Genomic DNA, 16,827 nt, shown 5'->3' with positions numbered 1-16,827 from the left:
GCTTACCCCTCTTGACCCGCTTACCCTCTTGGCCCGGTGACCCCTCTGGGCCCGCCGGCCCCGCGCCACCGCCCCACCCGCCTTGCCGACCCGCCGAGGAGACCCACCCGATGACCGCACACCGCACCGCCACCGCGGCCGCCATCGCCGTGGGGCTGCCCCTGATGCTCAGCGCCCTGGTCGCGGGACCCGCCCACGCACACGGCGCGCCGACGGATCCGGTCAGCAGGGTGGCGGCGTGCTCGCCCATCGGCGGGGGCAACACACGCACCCCGGCCTGCGCCGCGGCGATCGCCGCGAACGGCGCGCCCTTCACGGCCTGGGACAACCTCCGGGTCGCCGGTGTCAACGGCCGCGACCGCGAGGTGATCCCCGACGGGCAGCTCTGCAGCGGTGGCCTCCCCGAATACCAGGGTCTCGATCTCGCTCGCGCCGACTGGCCCGCGACAACCCTGACCCCTGGCGCGTCCTTCACCCTCACGTACAGCTCGACGATCCCGCACACCGGTACCTTCAAGCTGTACCTGACGAAAGCGGGTTACGACCCGAGGTCTCCCCTGAAGTGGTCCGACCTGCCCACGCAGCCGTTCGCCACCGCCACCGACCCGGCTCTCGTCAACGGCGCCTACCGCATCAAGGCCACGCTGCCTTCCGACCGGACCGGCCGCCAGATGCTCTACACGATCTGGCAGAACTCCAGCACCTCCGACACCTATTACTCGTGCTCGGACGTGGTCTTCCCGGCGAAGAGCGCGGCAGCAGGCGAGGCGGCGACGCCGACGGCGTCTTCTCCCGCCCAGCGGACACCGTCGCCGGCCGGTCCGAAGACGTCGGAACCGGAGAAGTCGGCTTCTCCGGCCGAGCAGACGCCCACACCGACGCGGACGGCACCTTCGCCGGCCAAGGAGACCGGCCCCGACGACCTCGCCCCGGTCGCCGACAGCAACTCCGGTGGCAACACCGGGCTCCCTCTGGTCGCGGGCGGAGCGGCGGCGTTCCTCCTCGCGGCGGGCGTCGCTCTCACTGCCTGGCGCCGCCGCTGAATCCGCCGGTTGACTGACCAGCCGCACCCGAGCGGCGCAACTTCCGTACGGCAAGGACAAGTTGCAGCCGCAGGCGGCCCTGCGGGGAGTGCACGTCCCAGCCGAGGATGTGCTCGGCCTGTACCAGGCGTTCCTGGAGCGTCGAGTGATGCACCGTCAGTTCGGCGGCGGCCGCGCGCAGGCTGGGCGCGGAGGCCACCGCGTGAAGTGTCGCGGCCGCCCAGGACGCCTCCGCGAGGGCGCGTTCCAGGGCGTGTTCGTCGGGGATCGGCGGGGTGTCCGGGCCCACCGCCTCGGCGAGCAGCGCCAGACCGCCGAGTTCGTCGGCGTACACCGTGCGGGGCCCGGGATCGTGCGCCGTGCCCTCGGCGGTGAGTCGGAGTGCGGTCCGCGCGGCGGCCCACGACCGCGGCAGCTCGGCCGGTTCCACGGCGGGCCCGACACCGGCCCGCCGTGCCTCGGTCTCGGGCCGCCCGGCGGGCACGATCTCCGCGCCGCCCCCTTGCAGGGCCACCGCGCGCACCGACTGGCCCCGTTTCAGGCCCAGTTGCGCTGCGGCACTGGTACGCGTGGCATCCGGTGCGGAAGCGTCGAGGACCACCTCGACCAGCGCGGGGTCGGGGGCGGGTGCGGCCGGGGGCGCCCACCCTCGCGTCCGCTCCAGGACCGCCCGTACGGCACCCGCGGCCCGCTCAAGGATCATGGCCCGCACGCCGTCGGGCGGGCCGGGCAGCTCCAGCCAGAGGGCGGCGCCGATTTCCGGAACCCCCACATCTGCATGTGTGACCGCCGTGGGGGAGCCCACGGTGGCCGACGGCTGGGTGGCACCGGAGGTGCCGAGGGGCACCGGGGGCGGAGGGGAGGAGGAGGAGGCGAGCGACGCCGGAGCGGCCTCGGGAGTACCCGCCTGTCCCCGCGGCCCGGTCTCAGCAGACGTGGCTGGCGACACCGGGGGCGAGGCAGCATGGGTCGCGTCGACCGCCACCGAGGCCGGGGCAGCGCGAGTCCCCTCAAGCGCCGATGCCGGGGCCGTCTCCGGGGCGCCTTTTCGCCCCCGCGGGCGGCTCACGCCGGAGGAGCCGAGCGGCACCCGGGGCGGGGCGGCATGGGGCGCGTCGCGCGCGGCCGGCGGCACGCGCTCTTGGGCGACGCCGGGTGTGACGGGCGCAGCCCACGGCCGGCCGACCTCGGAGGCATCGAGCGGCGCCCAGGGCCACGCCGGATCCACCGGCCCTCCCGCATCCTCGCGCCGTCCGTCCGGTTCGACCCGAATCCGGACGCCGCGCCGCTCGTCGACCAGCCGGGCGGGGTGGCCGGAGAGTACGGCGGCACCCCGTACCAGCGCCTCCAGGCCGACCCGGCCCTCCATCAGACGGTCGAAGTACGCGATGGCCTGTAGCGCGGCACCCGCGTCCGGGTCGAGTTCCGCAAGCCGTCCTGCCAGCTCTCTCACGGACACCATCCTGCGACCGTGGGCCCGCGCTGCCAAGCGCTCGGTGCGCGGACCTCGGGTCTCGGGCCTCGGTGCGGGCCTCGGGCCTCAGGTCTCAGGCCTCCGCACTCTGGCCTCGGTGCGCGGACCTCGGGCCTCGGGCCTCAGGTCTCAGGCCTCCGCCCTCGGACCTCGGGCCTGACGCTCAGGCGCCGAGAAGCCGACGCAGCCAGCGCACCCTGGCCGCCCGGCTGTCCTGGGACAGCTGAGCCTGCGGGGCAAACTCGTCGAAGCCGTGGAAACCGCCCGGCCACACATGGAGCTCGGCGCGACCGCCCGCCTGCCACAGGCGTGCGGCGTACGCGACGTCCTCGTCGCGGAAGGTCTCCGCCGAGCCCACGTCGATGTAGGCCGGGGGCAGCCCGGACAGGTCGGTGGCCCGGGCCGGGGCCGCGTAAGGCGAGACGTCGGGCCCGCCGCTCGCCTCTCCCAGCAGCGCGCTCCAGCCCATCGCATTGGCCGAACGATCCCAGAGGCCGAGGCCTGTCATCTGGTGGGCGGACACCGAGTCGTTGCGGTCGTCCAGCATCGGGCACATCAGCAGCTGACCGATCAGCTCCGGCCCGCCACGGTCCCGGGCCAGCAGAGCGAGGGCCGCGGTGAGTCCGCCACCCGCGCTGGCTCCGGCGACGACGATGCGCTCGGGGTCGATCCCCAGCTGGTCGGCGTTCTTGGCCGTCCACACCAGCCCCGCGTAGCAGTCCTCTACCGGGGCCGGGTGCGGGTGCTCGGGCGCGAGCCGGTACTCCACCGACACCACCACGAGTCCCAGCTCCTCGGCCCACTCGAGCGCGTCGGGCACGCCCATCCGGTTGTCGCCGACGACCATGCCGCCGCCGTGCATGTAGTACACGGCAGGCAACGGTGCGCTCACCCCGTCCGGCCGGCAGATGAGCAGCGAGACGTCCGGCGCTCCCTCGGGCCCCGGCACCAACCGCTCCTCGATCTGGAAAGCGCCGCCGCGCCGCAGGACCTCGTCCGAGGCCCGCATGTGGCCGACGCCCTCCCGCAGCTGAGGAATCAGGTCCAGAGTGTAGGCAGTCGGCAACAGCTCCGCGACCAGTTCCAGGGCAGCGGCCAGCTCCGGGTCGAAGGGCGGCGCCGGAGGGACAGGACCGGTGGGTGCCGGTGGCACGGCGGGCGTCGGCTCGACAGTCATGGCGGCTCCTCGCGTTCTGGCCACCTCGGCGTGACCAGTGCGTTCATGGTGCCCCGCGGACCCACACCCATGTACGCGCCGTTCGGCTGGAATCCCCCGCCGAACGGCGGGGCGCGATCCCGTGGTTTCCCCCGCCCGCAAGCCGAAGCAACCACCCACCGCGGCTTCAGGCGGGCTGCGGCGGCCGCCCGACGAAGGAGGTGACCGCACAGCGGAGAGACCCGGCCGCACGACGAAGAAAGCGACCGCACAGCAGACAGACTCAGCCGCACGACGAAGGAGGCCGCAGCCCAGCGGATAAAACGGCCGTTCTGCGACTGAACAGCCACATACCAACCGTCCACGCCGTAACCGGAATGGCCCGGCCAACAGGTCGGGGTGGCCGCGTCGCCCATCCTCCGACGTCGCTTCGACTCCCGGACACCCTGCGGTCACGCGGAAGGGGAACGCTCCCCGCGTCCCCTCTTGCCTCGCCTTGTATCCGTCCGGCCCGCGACCGCGCGGGGCGCGACGCGGAAGGACGACGTGCGCCGTGTCCCAGATCCGGATCGACGAGTTGTCAGGGCCGCTCACCCTGACACCTCCCCCCTCCCCCTGCCCTGACCTCTCCCTTGCCTCCCCTGCCCCCTGCGTTGACCTCCCTCCCCGCTCCCCCTTGGCCCCCTCCTCGCCCTCCTCCCCCTCCTCCCCCTCCTCCCCCTCCTCCCTCGCCTCCCCCACCCGCCATCTCCGTGTGGCACTCAGCCTGGTCCCGCTGCTGCTGATCGGCGGGTGGGCCGCGGTCGACTGGCGTGCGGTGCACGACGGCACCGCCCGGCTGGCCTCCGCCAACCCCTGGTGGCTACTGGCCGGGATGGTGTTCACCTGCCTGTGCTGGGTGGGCGCCTCCGTGACCCGGCAGGGAGCCATACCGGAGCGGCTTCCACCGGGGCAGCTGCTCGCCTCGCAGTTCGCCGCCGGCGCCGCCAACCACGTACTGCCGGCCGGGATCGGCGCTCACGCCGTCACCCTGCGCTTCCTCCAGGGCCGCGGCATATCCCTCGCGCGGGCCACCGCCTCGCTCGCCCTGTACTCGCTGGTCAAACCGATCGCGAAGATGGCGCTGATCCTCGCGTTCCTCGTCGCCTTCCCCGGCACCCTGCGTATCGGTCAACTCGTCCCGGACCAAAAGACGTTGCTGCTGGCCGCCGCGGGCATCCTCGCCGGCCTCGCCGCGACGGCTGTGGTTCTGTCGGTCGTACGCCGGTTGCGTCGCCCACTGTTGGAGTTCGTCCGCACCGCTCTCACCGACGCACGGATCCTGCACACGCGGCCCAGCCGGATCCTCGCTCTGTGGGGCGGGGCGACCGTCTTCCCCCTGTTCCAGGCGGGCGTGCTCGCCTCGGTCGGTGCCTCGCTCGGCCTGCCCCTGCCCTGGCCGCACGTGGTCTTCGCGTACCTCGCGGCGAGCGCGGTGGCCGGGGCCGTACCCGCCCCGGGCGGCATAGGACCGGTGGACGCGGCGCTGGTGATCGCGCTTGTCGTGTTCGGCGCGCCGATGGCACTCGCCACCGCGAGCGTCATCGGCTACCGCGTCCTGACCGTCTGGCTGCCGCTGCTCCCGGGTGCGTTCGTACTCTCGGCGCTGGTACGGCGAAAGGTGCTGTGAGGGACAGGGCAGCGGTCACGACCGGAACCCGACCGCTCACCACCGGTACGGCGACGACGGACCCCGGCCGTACGCAGGCCGACCGTTGTCGTCCGGTTCTTGGGCGCGGGAACCCGGCTGCCCTGGCGGCGGGTTGACCGGGGAGGTGGCAGCACGTCCGCCTGATGCGGCGGCAGCACGTCGCCCTGGGCCGGCGGCCGCACGTCGACCCGGGCCGGTGGCTGCACGTCGCCCAGGGCCAGTGGCTGCACGTCGACCCGGCCCGGTGACGGCGTCTTCGCCGGGGGCGGTACGGGTCCAGTCCCCGTCGCCCAGTACCAACAGCGGGTCGAACATCACCACCACACCCGCCAGCAGCAGGAAAGTGGCCGGTCCGATGAGCATGGGGAGCAGCAGCGAGTAGGCGGAACCGCCGGCCCACGACGTGCCGGACGCGTTGTGAAGGTGCACACTGACAGCCGCCATGCCCGTGTAGTGCATCCCGGAGACGGCGACACCCATGACGAGGCTGGCTCCCAGACTCGCCATGAAGCCGCGGATCGTGACCGCTGCCCAGAGCGCGGCGGTCGCGGCACCGATGGCGATCGCCACCGACAGCGCGACGGTGACCACTTCGTAGCGCAGAGTGCCGTTCAGCTGGATGGCCGCCATGCCCACGTAGTGCATGACCGCGACGCCGAGACCGGTGAACGTACCCGCGATGACGAGGGCCGGCGCACTCCCCCCGTAGTGGCCGACCGCGAAGACGCCGAGGCCGACCACGAGAATCGCCACCGCGAGACTGAGAATCGTCAGACCGACGTCGTAGCGGATGCTCGATTCCTCGACCTGGAAGCCGATCATGGCGATGAAGTGCATCGTCCAGATGCCGCACCCGATCGATGTGGCGCCGAGCGCGAGCCAACCGGGCTTCCAGGAGCCCGAGTTGCGCAGTGATCTCGTGATGCAGCGCAGCCCCAGCGCCGCTCCCAGACATGCCATCACATAGGCGGTCACGGGTGTGACCAGCCCGTAACTGAAGCCGTCGACTGTCCCCTGCATACGCCAACATCCCCCCGGAATATGGCCGCTGTGGGGGACCTGTGTACTTGGCATGGCTACTGGGAAGCAAGCAGTTTCAGCTTATTCGCCATCAACTTCAGCCCTCAGCACCGGTCCTGGGGCTTCGGCCCTGGGGCTTCGGCCCTGGGGCGTCAGTCCTCAGGCGTCAGCCGCAGCGAGATGGAGTTGATGCAGTACCGCTGATCGGTCGGGGTCGCATACCCCTCCCCCTCGAACACGTGCCCAAGATGCGAACCGCACCGAGCACACCGCACCTCGGTCCGCACCATCCCGAGCGACCGGTCCGTGATCAGCTCGACCGCGTCGGTGTCCTTCGGATCGAAGAAGGACGGCCATCCGCAGTGCGACTCGAACTTCTCCCCGGAGGTGAAGAGTTCGGCGCCGCAGGCACGGCAGGAGTAGACGCCGGTCGTCTTGGTGTCGGTGTACTCACCGGTGAACGCCGGTTCCGTGCCCGCCTTGCGCAGCACCTGGTACTCGGCCGGGGTCAGTTCCGCGCGCCACTGCTCGTCCGGCTTCTCGATGTCGTACGACATGATGCTCAACCCCTCGCGCAACGGTGACGACTACTTCGGCAGGCGCGCCAGGATCTCGGGACCGAGGTCCGTGACATCGCCCGCGCCCATGGTGAGAACGAGATCACCTGGCTTCGTCATTCCCGCAATGACCGACGGCACGTCCGCCTTGTCGTGGACCGGCGTCACATCCGCGCCCGCCGCCCGCGCCGCCTCGATGATCAGCTCGCTCGTGACGCCCGGGATCGGGTCCTCACGGGCCGGGTAGATGTCCAGGACGAGCGAGGCGTCGGCCAGCGACAGGGCCTGGCCCATCTCCTTGCCCAGCTCCTGGGTCCGGGAGAACAGGTGCGGCTGGAAGACCACCAGGATGCGGCCGGAGGCGCCCGCGCGCATCGCCTCCAGGTCCGCCGTCATCTCGGTCGGGTGGTGCGCGTACGAGTCGACGACCTGGACGCCGGCCTCCTCGCCCTTGAGCTGGAGGCGGCGCTTCACCCCCGTGTAGGAGGCGAGCGCGGGTGCCAGCTCGGCGGCCGGGATGCCGAGCGCGACGCCCGCGGCCAGCGCCGCGACCGCGTTGTGCGCGTAGTGGCGGCCGGGGACCGAGACCGCGAAGGTCAGCTCGGCGCCGTCCAGCAGTACCGTCACCTCGCTCTTCAGCCCGTGCGGCACGACGGCGAGCACGCGCACGTCGGCGTCCGCGGATTCTCCGTACGTCACCACCTGGACGTCAGTGGCCCGCACCCGTCGGGTCAGCTCACGCGTGCCCTCGTTGTCCGCCGAGATCACCAGTGTGCCGCCCTCGGTGACGCGGTCCACGAACGTCTCGAAGGACTCGTAGATCTCGTCGAGGGACGCGTAGTTGGCGTGGTGGTCCAGCTCCGCGTTGAGGATGATCGCCACCTCGGGCGCGTACTTGTGGAAGCTGCGGTCCGACTCGTCGGCCTCGGCGACGAAGATGTCGCCCTCGCCGTGCAGGGCGTTCGAGCCGGGTGCGTCGAGGTCGCCGCCGATCGCGTACGACGGCTTCAGGCCCAGCGTCGAGAGCGACACCGCAAGCATCGAGGTCGTCGTCGTCTTGCCGTGGGTGCCCGCGACCGCGATCGGGCGCAGGCCGTCCATCAGGCGGGCAAGGGCGTCCGAGCGGTGGACCACCGGGATGCCGAGCTCGGCGGCACGGGCCAGCTCGGGGTTGTCCGCGCGGATCGCGGAGGAGACGACGACGCAGGTGGCGTCGGCGGCAAGGTGATCGGCCGCATGCCCGATGTGCACCGTCGCGCCCAGCGCGCGCAGTGCCCCGGCGGTCGCGGACTCCTTCGCGTCACTGCCCGCCACCTTCGCCCCACGCTGCGCGAGGATCTTCGCGATCCCCGACATCCCGGCGCCGCCGATGCCGATGAAGTGCGGTCGGTCCATGGCGGTAGGAAGGCCGGGTGCCATGCGTGTGTCTCCCAAGATCCGGTACGAGGCTGAGCGCCCCCACGAAAGGAGCGCGTCCCCAGCCTATTCCGTACGGCGTCCGGCACCTCGCAAGGGGCGCCCAGGTGATGCCGGAAAGGGGCGCGGGGAACTGCGCGACCAGCCACGAAGCCCCCGCACCCGAATAACACCTCACCCCCACGGTGCCCACGTGCCCACGCACCCACGCACCCACGCACCCACGCACCCACGCACCCACGGCAAACCAAACGGAAGCGCGCTTACACCTTGCTGTGCGAGAACAGCTTCAGCACCGGCACGCCCACCTTGTGGCGGGCCCGGGACGCCCAGTCACGGTGGAAGAACTCCTCCACGTAGTGGGGGTCCGTCAGCACGATGACCTCGTCGGCGTCGATCTCCTCCACCAGGGCCTTCAGGGCGTCCAGCGGGTGGTCCTCGATGAGCCGTCCCTCGGCCTGGTTGCCGGTCGAGCGCAGCGCCACCAGCGACACGTCCAGGGCCTGCTGCCCCTGCCCGGCCGCCTCGTCGCCCTCGGGGGTCTCGTCCTCGTGTGCCGCCTCGTCCAGCTCGCCGAGCGCGACGTCGTCGATGGCCCTCAGCAGCCGGTCCGCCTGTTCGCCCCGGGGCTGGAGCAACACGTGGAAGCCGACCGCCTCGTCACCGTGCAAGGTGGTGACGAACTCCACGTCAGCGGACGTCAGGGCCTTCTCGATCATCAATACGCTTGTGAACACGACAGGCGCCCTTCTCCTCCGTGGGCCGTTCCCAGGCCCCTGCGGAAACCATCCTGCCCCGTAACCGCACGGGGGCTGCGAGATTCAGTGTGCCCAGCCGAAGAAAAACGGAACGGAGTATTCCGCTGACTTGTCAGGGCCGACCGTATCGGGTGTAGAGGAACCCGGCCTCCTCCAGCAAGGACGTCAGTTCGAACCGCTTCGGGACAGTGATCGTAGGCCCTCCGGCGATGCGCTGCGCGTTCCCGACGGTGAGCATCGGGGAGAGGGCCAGGCAGAGCTCGTCGAGCACTCCGGCCGCGACGAGCTGGCCCAGCAGGCGCGGGCCGCCCTCGGTGAGCAGCCGGGTCATGCCGAGCTCGCCGAGCGCACGCACGGCCCGGGCAGGCTCCACACCCATGCCGTCCCCCGCGATCACGACCTGCGCGCCCGCCTTCTCGGCGGCCGCGACCCGCTCCGGGGCCGCCGCGGCACCGGTCAGGATCAGCGTGGGCACCAGGGGCGAGGTGAAAAGCGGCAGCGAGAAGTCCAGGTCGAGACTGGCCGTCACGATGGCGATCGCGGGCGCCGGCCCCTGTCCGGCCGCCTCCCTCTGCTCCGCGAAGTCCGCACGCGCGCGCGCCGGACGGTAACCCTCTTGGCGTACCGTTTCCGCGCCCACCAGGACGACGTCCGCCAGCGCGCGCAGCACACCGAAGATCCGCATGTCGGTGGCGCTGGAGATGGGCCGGGAGCGCCCGTCGTGCTGGGCGGCGCCGTCCAGCGTCGACACCATGTTGGCGCGCAGCCAGGGCTCCCGGACGTCCGGATAGGCGTACGCCTCCGCCAGCTCCTGGAGCCCCCACTCGCGGTCCGTCAGCTCCGCGTCCGTCGCCCCGTCGGGGGCTTGGGCTGCTGTTTCGTACGTCACAGGGAACAGGCGTCGCATGATGTGCAGTGTGGCACGGCCCTTAGAGTGGGTAACTGTGTCGACCTCCACCGCCTCCGCCGGGTTCGGCCCGATAGCCGAAGCGACCCCGCTGTCCCTGTGCGCCCGCGAGCCGCACGTCCCCGCGGACCGGCTCGTCGCCGAGATGGTGCCGCCGCCGCGCTTCGACTCGGTCCGCTTCGCCACGTACATCCCGGATCCGAACCAGCCGAGCCAGCCCGAGGCCGTACGCGTCCTCAGCGCCTTCGCGGCCGGTCTCCATGCACCGCACTCCACGAGTTCGGGCAGGCGTGGGCTGTTCGGTTTCGGCAAAGCCCCCAAGAAGGCCCCCGCCGGTCCCCGCGGCGTGTACCTGGACGGCGGCTACGGCGTGGGCAAGACCCATCTGCTGGCCTCCCTGTGGCACGCGACTTCGGCGGAACCCGAGCTCAAGGCCTTCGGCACGTTCGTGGAGCTGACGAACCTGGTCGGCGCGCTCGGGTTCCAGAAGACCGTGCAGACGCTGAGCGGCCACCGGCTGCTGTGCATCGACGAGTTCGAGCTGGACGACCCCGGCGACACCGTCCTGGTCTCCACTCTGCTCGGCAAACTGGTCGACGCGGGCGTGGCACTCGCGGCCACCTCGAACACACTGCCGGGCAAGCTCGGCGAGGGCCGGTTCGCCTCCGCCGACTTCCTGCGCGAGATCCAGGGCCTGGCAGCGCACTTCCGCCCGCTGCGCATCGACGGCGAGGACTACCGCCACCGCGGGCTGCCCGAGGCTCCGGCGCCTTTCTCGGACGAGCAGGTCACCAAGGCTGCGTACGCCACCGAAGGCGCGTCCCTCGATGACTTCCCGCATCTGCTCGACCATCTCGCACGCGTCCACCCGAGCCGTTACGGCGCCCTGACAGGCGATCTCAAGGCCGTCTGCCTCACCGACGTCCAGCCGGTACCGGACCAGTCGACGGCGCTGCGGCTCGTGGTGCTCGCCGACCGGCTGTACGACCGCGAGGTGCCGGTCCTCGCCTCCGGAATGCCTTTCGACCGGTTGTTCAGCGAGGAGATGCTGAACGGCGGCTATCGCAAAAAGTACTTTCGCGCGATTTCCCGGCTCACCGCACTGGCGCGGGATGCCAAAGGGCTCGTAAAGGGCGCGTAAACTACTAGCTCCCCCTCAAGGGGCGCGGCCTGGCGAAGAGCCCAGGCCCCACAAGGGGTCGAATCACGCCACACACCCCTTCAATTCAGGCTCACTTCAGGGTGAAACGCAAAGTTAACCTTGCAAACAACTTGCCGAGTTAACATGGATGTTGACACTGATTGTTGACGTGTGTGAACAGTCGGAAGGGGGCTCATGTTTCGAGGTAAGACGGTCCGGACCCTGTTCGTCGTATTCGCCGCCGTCCTGATGAGCCTTCAGTTCTTCACTCCCACACAGGCGTTCGCTTCCCCACAGAAGAGTGAGGTCTCCTCCTGCGGCGAATCCGAGTACCCGCAGAAGCAGAAGGTGGCGCCGCCACTCCGGTCCCGTGACCGGAGCCGTGAGGAGGACCTCGTACCCGAAGAGCCCTCCCGCGCCCTGTTGGAATGCGATCCGGCGGCCGGTCACCCCCTCGCCACCCCGGATCCTGCCTTCCTGCGCACCTCGTCGAGATCCTCAACCGCCCTCTCCCCGGCCACACTTCAGGTCTTCCGCTGCTGAGCTGAGCGCTCCTCTCCCCCCACGCTTCGCTCTTGTAGGCCGACGCGCCATCTGAGGCGCGCCAGGAGGAACTGACAGATGCAGCCCCTCATCGAACACGCTCGCGCGCACGGAAAGCGCCCCGAGCAGTTCGCACAGCTGGCCCAAGGCCAGTCCCCCCAAGTCCTGTTCATCACCTGTTCCGACTCCCGTGTCGTCCCGGCACTGATCACCGGCGCCCGACCCGGCGAGCTCTTCGAACTGCGCACCGCGGGCAACATCGTCCCGCCCTACGCCCCCGGACGGCCGTCCGCCGAAGCCGCCACCGTCGAGTACGCGGTGGACGTGCTCGGTGTCACCGAGATCGTGGTCTGCGGACACTCGCACTGCGGCGCCGTCGGCGCGATGGTGCGGGGCGACGACCTGACCGCCGTACCCGCCGTACGCGACTGGCTGGCGCAGGCCGAACCCCCGTCCGACGCACCGGACGACGACCCCGCCGTAGCCAACGCGGTACAGAACCACGTCCGCGCGCAACTCCTCAGGCTCCGCGCGTACCCCTGCGTGGAACGGGCCCTGGCGGCAGGTCAACTACGCCTGCACGGCTGGTACTACGAAGTCCACACCGGCGCCGTACAGGTGCACAGTGCGGACACCGGCACCTTCGAGGCGCTGTGAGCCGCGCGATGAAACTCCCCCACCTGCGGCAGGACTTCGCCGCGTCCGTCGTCGTGTTTCTCGTCGCCCTGCCGTTGTGTGTGGGCGTCGCCGTCGCCTCCGGAGTCCCGGCCGAACTCGGCCTGGTCACCGGCATCGTGGGCGGTCTCGTCACCGGGCTGATGCGCGGCAGCAGCCTCCAGGTCTCGGGGCCGGCCGCGGGCATGACCGTGCTGGTCTTCGAGGCCGTGCAGGAGTACGGCCTCGCCGTACTCGGTGTCATCGTGCTCGCCACCGGAGTACTCCAACTCCTCATGGGTGCCCTGAAGTTGGGGCGCTATTTCCGGGCCATCTCAGTGGCCGTCGTCGAAGGAATGCTTGCCGGGATCGGCCTCGTGCTGATCGCGGGCCAGCTCTACGCGATGGCGGGCCTGAAGTCACCGGCCTCCGGGCTCGACAAGATCGCAGGGCTGCCGGCGGCACTCGTGGACGCCGTACGCAGCCCCGACGCCCTGGCATCGGTCGCGGTCGGCGCGGGGACCATAGTGGTTATCGTGCTGTGGAAGCTGCTGCCGCAGCGAGTGCGTGCGGTGCCGGGGGCACTCGGTGCGGTCGCGCTGGCCACCCTCGTCTCGTGGGGTTTCGGACTTCCGGTGGCGAAGGTCGAGGTGCAGGGGCTCCTGGGCTCGATCCAGCCTCCGTCCCTCGACGCCTTCGGAGAACTCGCGAGCGTGGGTGTGCTCGCCACGATCCTCGCCTTCACGCTGATCGCCTCCGCCGAGTCACTGTTCAGCGCGGCGGCCGTGGACCGGTTGCACGACGGCCCGCGGACCCAGTACGACAAAGAGCTGATGGCGCAGGGCGCGGGTAACACCATCTGCGGGCTGCTCGGCGCACTGCCGATGACCGCGGTGATCGTACGCAGTGCGGCGAACGTCCAGGCGGGCGCGCGGACGAAGGCGTCCCGGGTGCTGCACGGCGTGTGGCTGCTGCTGTTCGCGGCGCTGCTGCCCGCCGCGCTCGGCGTCATTCCGCTGCCCGCCCTCGCGGGCATCCTGGTGTACGCGGGCTGGAAGCTGATCCCGCTGCGGGAGATCGTGTCGCTGTGGCGTGCGCACCGGGGCGAGGCGCTGATCCTCATCGTCACCGCGGTGTCGATCGTCGCGGTCAGCATGTTCGAAGGCGTGCTGATCGGGATCGCGCTGGCCGTCGCGAAGACGGCCTGGGAGGCCTCGCATGTACGCCTCGACGTCATAGACAAGGGAGCCGGGCCCGTCCAGGCTTATCTGTCGGGCAACGCCACATTCCTCCGGCTCCCGAAGATCCTCGACAGCCTGGAAGCACTGCCGCAGGACCGGCCCATCGAGCTGGATCTCTCCGGCCTGCACCACCTCGACCACGCCTGCCGGACCGCACTGGAGAACTGGTCGACCCGGCACAGCTCGGCGGGGACCGAGCCGGTGAAGGTCACGTCGGGGTCCTGACACGTCCTGACGCGTCCTGATGACCAAGGGCTGGGCCCGCTTCGCCGCGGGTCCAGCCCTTGGTCGTACAGTGGACATACTGGCCATACTGGGCGGCTCGAAAGGGGGTCGTCATGCTCCAGGAGCTGCTGATCGCCGGCGTGGCGGTCGGTTCCGCGGGGTTGGTGTACGCCGGGGCGGCGGCCCGGGTCATCAAGCAGTACGAGCGAGGCGTGGTCCTGCGCCTCGGGCGGCTCCGCGGTGAGGTGCGCGCCCCCGGGTTCACGATGGTTGTCCCTGGCGTGGACAAACTGCACAAGGTCAACATGCAGATCGTGACGATGCCGGTGCCCGCGCAGGACGGCATCACCCGGGACAACGTCACCGTCCGGGTGGACGCCGTCATCTACTTCAAGGTGATCGACGCCGCCGACGCCGTCATCCAGGTCGAGGACTACCGCTTCGCGGTCTCGCAGATGGCGCAGACGTCGCTCCGCTCGATCATCGGCAAGAGTGATCTCGACGATCTGCTCTCCAACCGCGAAAAGCTCAACCAGGGCCTGGAGTTGATGATCGACAGCCCGGCGATGGGCTGGGGTGTGCAGATCGACCGCGTCGAGATCAAGGACGTGTCCCTGCCGGAGACGATGAAGCGGTCGATGGCCCGGCAGGCGGAAGCCGACCGCGAGCGGCGGGCCCGGATCATCAACGCCGACGCGGAACTTCAGGCGTCCAAGAAGCTGGCCGAGGCCGCCGGGGTGATGTCCGAACAGCCCGCCGCGCTCCAACTACGGCTGCTGCAGACAGTGGTGGCGGTCGCGGCCGAGAAGAACTCCACGCTCGTCCTGCCCTTCCCGGTGGAACTGCTGCGGTTCCTGGAGCGGGCACAGCCGAACCAGGGGCCGGCGCCGGATTCGGCGCCCGCACAGCCGCGCGCCGCGGCCCTTCCGGCCGACGTCGGGCCCGCACCCTTGTCCCGTGACGCCGAGGCGGAGTCCCTTCCGCCCGGTGACGCCGGGCCCGGGGACGGTGGATGACACGTGCGGTTCGTCTACGGGAATGGCCGGCAGGAAAAGAAGGCCCGACCGCGAGTAGCGGCTACCGGCCGCTCCCCCCACCATCGAGGGACACGGCCGGAAGGGACGCACAGTGGCAAAGAAGGACGGCAAGAAGCACGGCAGCAGGAGCAGTGGCAAGGACAGCGAGCGGCAGCGCAACGGCAAGGCTCCCGCCCCGCTCCGTGAACTCCTGCGCATCCCGGGCGGAGCGAAGATCGACCTCTCCTCCTACCCGGCCGGGGCCACGCCCACCGGTCCCCAGGACAAGGCCGCCGGTCTCGCCGCCACGGCCCAAATGAGCGAACACCTCGCCGACCTGCAAGAACGGCTGTGGGCCGCGAGCACGGCAGGCGACCGGCGGCGCCTCCTTCTGGTCCTCCAGGGCATGGACACCAGCGGCAAGGGCGGCACGGTCAAGCACGTCATCGGGCACTTCAACCCCTCCGGCTGCCGCATCCGGTCGTTCAAGACCCCGACCGCCGAGGAGCGGAAGCACTCTTTTCTCTGGCGGATCCGGAGGGCACTGCCCGAGGCCGGCGAAATCGGCATCTTCGACCGCTCGCACTACGAGGACGTCCTGATCGCCCGGGTCCGCGAGCTGGCCTCGCGCAAGGAGATCAACGACCGCTACGGCGAGATCAACCGCTTCGAGAAGTCGCTGGCGGACGACGGCGTCACCGTCGTGAAGGTCTTCCTCCACATCTCGTACGACCAGCAGCGCCGCCGTCTCCTCGAACGCCTGGACAATCCCGACAAGCACTGGAAGTTCAATGTCGGCGACATCGACGAGCGCGCGCTGTGGCCGGCTTACCAGCGGGCGTACGAGATCGCCCTCGATCGTTGTTCCACTGCCGAGGCGCCCTGGTACCTGATCCCCGCCGACCGCAAGTGGTACCGGAACTGGGCGATCAGCAAGCTCCTCCTGGAACACCTCGTGGCCCTTGACCCGCAGTACCCGAAGGCGGACTTCGACGTGGAGGAGAGCCGGAAACGACTGCTCGCACAGAATCTGACCTCACCCACGGGGCTCTAGGTGGGTGACTTCGGGGGCGCATCCCCGCGGCACACGCAAATGATACGTAAATAGCCATATTCGCCCCGATAACTTCATCGGGTGATCATTCCAGTAACACGCTTCGCCGCGGTCTGCGCCCTGGGCGCTGTGCTCGCCGCCTGCGGGGCCCCCGACACCCCGGCCGCCCCACGCAAGGAGCGCCCCGCACCCGCCGGCGCCGCGCCGTCGCTGCCCCCGACGCTCGCCCCGGGCCCCACCGGCCTGACGCCCGTCTTCAAGAACGGCCCGCGAACGCGCGACAAGACCGTCGCGCTGACCTTCGACGCGGACATGACCGCGGATCAGGGGCCAAGGGCGGCGGCCGGGGAGCACTTCGACAACCCGCGGCTCATCGCCACCCTGCGGCGTTTCAAGGTTCCGGCCACCGTGTTCATGACGGGAAGGTGGGCCGAGGAGTACCCCCAGGAGGCCAGGTCCATCGGGCGCGACCCCCTCTTCGAGGTGGCCAACCACTCGTACAGCCACTACGCCTTCACGGACGACTGCTACGGCCTGCCGACCGTGCCCGAGGACAGGATGCGGGCGGATGTGGAGCGTGCGTACGCCTCCTTCAAGAAGGCGGGCGTGCCCCGTGCGATGCCCTACTTCCGCTTTCCGGGCGGGTGCTACGACCAGCGGGCGCTGCGGACGCTGAGCACGGCCGGGGTGACCGCGGTGCAGTGGGACGTGGTCAGCGGGGACGCCTTCGCCACGGACGCTGACGCGGTGGCCCAGGATGTGCTGGACGGCGTACGGCCCGGTTCCGTCGTCGTCATGCACTGCACGCGGAGCGCGGCTCCGACGACCGAGCGGGCACTGCGGACGATCGTGCCCGAGCTACGGAAGCGGGGTTTCCGCTTCGTCAAGGTGTCCGAGCTGATCGGGACGGCGGCCCACCGCCCGTAGGCAGC

The 16,827-nt window shown here is 70.5% G+C and carries 16 protein-coding genes; 9 read left to right on the top strand and 7 right to left on the bottom strand.

Annotation, left to right across the window (positions count from 1 at the left end; all coding sequences use genetic code 11):
* The first annotated feature begins 110 nt into the window (after positions 1–110).
* The gene (locus tag ACFYPC_RS33490; RefSeq protein ID WP_391890602.1) at positions 111–1,043 is read left to right on the top strand and encodes a lytic polysaccharide monooxygenase; all 933 of its coding nucleotides are present in this window, start codon (positions 111–113) and stop codon (positions 1,041–1,043) included.
* On the opposite strand, the gene ACFYPC_RS33485 is transcribed toward ACFYPC_RS33490, so the two are convergent.
* Both ACFYPC_RS33485 and ACFYPC_RS33480 read right to left on the bottom strand, forming a co-directional pair.
* Positions 1,021–2,496, bottom strand: a complete 1,476-nt coding sequence (locus ACFYPC_RS33485) for a helix-turn-helix domain-containing protein (RefSeq protein WP_391890599.1) — start codon at positions 2,494–2,496, stop codon at positions 1,021–1,023. The genes ACFYPC_RS33490 and ACFYPC_RS33485 overlap by 23 nt on opposite strands.
* A 184-nt stretch (positions 2,497–2,680) precedes the next feature.
* Positions 2,681–3,694 carry an alpha/beta hydrolase gene (locus tag ACFYPC_RS33480; RefSeq protein WP_391890596.1) on the bottom strand — a complete coding sequence of 338 codons (1,014 nt, stop codon included), beginning with the start codon at positions 3,692–3,694 and terminating at the stop codon, positions 2,681–2,683.
* A 574-nt stretch (positions 3,695–4,268) separates the two neighbouring features.
* Between ACFYPC_RS33480 and ACFYPC_RS33475 the strand changes: the two genes are divergently transcribed.
* On the top strand, positions 4,269–5,342 hold the full coding sequence (locus ACFYPC_RS33475) for a YbhN family protein (protein WP_391890716.1): 1,074 nt from the start codon (positions 4,269–4,271) through the stop codon (positions 5,340–5,342).
* A gap of 36 nt (positions 5,343–5,378) precedes the next feature.
* Here the strand turns inward: ACFYPC_RS33475 and ACFYPC_RS33470 are convergent, their stop codons facing one another.
* From ACFYPC_RS33470 to ACFYPC_RS33450, 5 genes are all read right to left on the bottom strand, one after another.
* Positions 5,379–6,383 (bottom strand): MHYT domain-containing protein, encoded by a 1,005-nt coding sequence (locus ACFYPC_RS33470; RefSeq protein ID WP_391890593.1) that lies wholly within the window; start codon positions 6,381–6,383, stop codon positions 5,379–5,381.
* 152 nt (positions 6,384–6,535) lie between these two features.
* Entirely contained in the window at positions 6,536–6,940 is a 405-nt protein-coding gene (gene msrB / locus ACFYPC_RS33465) for a peptide-methionine (R)-S-oxide reductase MsrB (RefSeq protein ID WP_391890590.1), read from the bottom strand.
* A gap of 30 nt (positions 6,941–6,970) precedes the next feature.
* Positions 6,971–8,359 (bottom strand): UDP-N-acetylmuramate--L-alanine ligase, encoded by a 1,389-nt coding sequence (gene murC / locus ACFYPC_RS33460; RefSeq protein WP_391890587.1) that lies wholly within the window; start codon positions 8,357–8,359, stop codon positions 6,971–6,973.
* 260 nt (positions 8,360–8,619) lie between these two features.
* Positions 8,620–9,093 (bottom strand): indole-3-glycerol phosphate synthase, encoded by a 474-nt coding sequence (locus tag ACFYPC_RS33455; RefSeq protein ID WP_391890585.1) that lies wholly within the window; start codon positions 9,091–9,093, stop codon positions 8,620–8,622.
* Between the two features lie 133 nt (positions 9,094–9,226).
* Positions 9,227–10,021 (bottom strand): pyrimidine reductase family protein, encoded by a 795-nt coding sequence (locus tag ACFYPC_RS33450; RefSeq protein WP_391890582.1) that lies wholly within the window; start codon positions 10,019–10,021, stop codon positions 9,227–9,229.
* Here ACFYPC_RS33450 and zapE point away from each other — a divergent pair.
* From zapE to ACFYPC_RS33415, 7 genes are all read left to right on the top strand, one after another.
* A complete protein-coding gene (gene zapE / locus ACFYPC_RS33445) occupies positions 10,020–11,162 on the top strand; it encodes a cell division protein ZapE (RefSeq protein ID WP_391890579.1) in 1,143 nt (380 codons plus the stop codon). The two genes, ACFYPC_RS33450 and zapE, sit on opposite strands and share 2 nt — an antisense overlap.
* Positions 11,163–11,357: 195 nt before the next feature.
* Positions 11,358–11,705: a hypothetical protein gene (locus ACFYPC_RS33440; RefSeq protein WP_391890576.1), complete on the top strand. Its 348-nt coding sequence runs from the start codon at positions 11,358–11,360 to the stop codon at positions 11,703–11,705.
* A gap of 78 nt (positions 11,706–11,783) precedes the next feature.
* Complete coding sequence (locus tag ACFYPC_RS33435; protein WP_391890573.1) at positions 11,784–12,362, top strand: carbonic anhydrase; 579 nt, start codon at positions 11,784–11,786, stop codon at positions 12,360–12,362.
* An 8-nt stretch (positions 12,363–12,370) separates the two neighbouring features.
* On the top strand, positions 12,371–13,825 hold the full coding sequence (locus tag ACFYPC_RS33430) for a SulP family inorganic anion transporter (RefSeq protein WP_391890570.1): 1,455 nt from the start codon (positions 12,371–12,373) through the stop codon (positions 13,823–13,825).
* Positions 13,826–13,938: 113 nt separating this feature from the next.
* The gene (locus tag ACFYPC_RS33425; RefSeq protein WP_391890567.1) at positions 13,939–14,841 is read left to right on the top strand and encodes a slipin family protein; all 903 of its coding nucleotides are present in this window, start codon (positions 13,939–13,941) and stop codon (positions 14,839–14,841) included.
* Between the two features lie 112 nt (positions 14,842–14,953).
* The gene (locus tag ACFYPC_RS33420) at positions 14,954–15,895 is read left to right on the top strand and encodes a PPK2 family polyphosphate kinase (RefSeq protein ID WP_391890564.1); all 942 of its coding nucleotides are present in this window, start codon (positions 14,954–14,956) and stop codon (positions 15,893–15,895) included.
* Positions 15,896–15,976: 81 nt separating this feature from the next.
* A complete protein-coding gene (locus ACFYPC_RS33415; protein WP_391890561.1) occupies positions 15,977–16,822 on the top strand; it encodes a polysaccharide deacetylase family protein in 846 nt (281 codons plus the stop codon).
* Positions 16,823–16,827: the final 5 nt, after the last annotated feature.

The sequence above is a fragment of the Streptomyces sp. NPDC005808 genome (genome assembly GCF_042871385.1).
GTDB lineage: Bacteria > Actinomycetota > Actinomycetes > Streptomycetales > Streptomycetaceae > Streptomyces.
The sequence above is the reverse complement of the archived record's forward strand: the minus strand, read 5'-3'. Positions and strand labels throughout refer to the sequence as shown.

Coding starts and splice junctions, on each gene's coding strand:
- ACFYPC_RS33470 (WP_391890593.1), bottom strand. CDS start 6,383: ATGCAGGGGACAGTCGACGGCTTCAGTTACGGGCTGGTCACACCCGTG.
- ACFYPC_RS33430 (WP_391890570.1), top strand. CDS start 12,371: ATGAAACTCCCCCACCTGCGGCAGGACTTCGCCGCGTCCGTCGTCGTG.
- ACFYPC_RS33480 (WP_391890596.1), bottom strand. CDS start 3,694: ATGACTGTCGAGCCGACGCCCGCCGTGCCACCGGCACCCACCGGTCCT.
- ACFYPC_RS33440 (WP_391890576.1), top strand. CDS start 11,358: ATGTTTCGAGGTAAGACGGTCCGGACCCTGTTCGTCGTATTCGCCGCC.
- ACFYPC_RS33450 (WP_391890582.1), bottom strand. CDS start 10,021: ATGCGACGCCTGTTCCCTGTGACGTACGAAACAGCAGCCCAAGCCCCC.
- murC (WP_391890587.1), bottom strand. CDS start 8,359: ATGGCACCCGGCCTTCCTACCGCCATGGACCGACCGCACTTCATCGGC.
- msrB (WP_391890590.1), bottom strand. CDS start 6,940: ATGTCGTACGACATCGAGAAGCCGGACGAGCAGTGGCGCGCGGAACTG.
- ACFYPC_RS33435 (WP_391890573.1), top strand. CDS start 11,784: ATGCAGCCCCTCATCGAACACGCTCGCGCGCACGGAAAGCGCCCCGAG.
- ACFYPC_RS33425 (WP_391890567.1), top strand. CDS start 13,939: ATGCTCCAGGAGCTGCTGATCGCCGGCGTGGCGGTCGGTTCCGCGGGG.
- ACFYPC_RS33490 (WP_391890602.1), top strand. CDS start 111: ATGACCGCACACCGCACCGCCACCGCGGCCGCCATCGCCGTGGGGCTG.
- zapE (WP_391890579.1), top strand. CDS start 10,020: ATGATGTGCAGTGTGGCACGGCCCTTAGAGTGGGTAACTGTGTCGACC.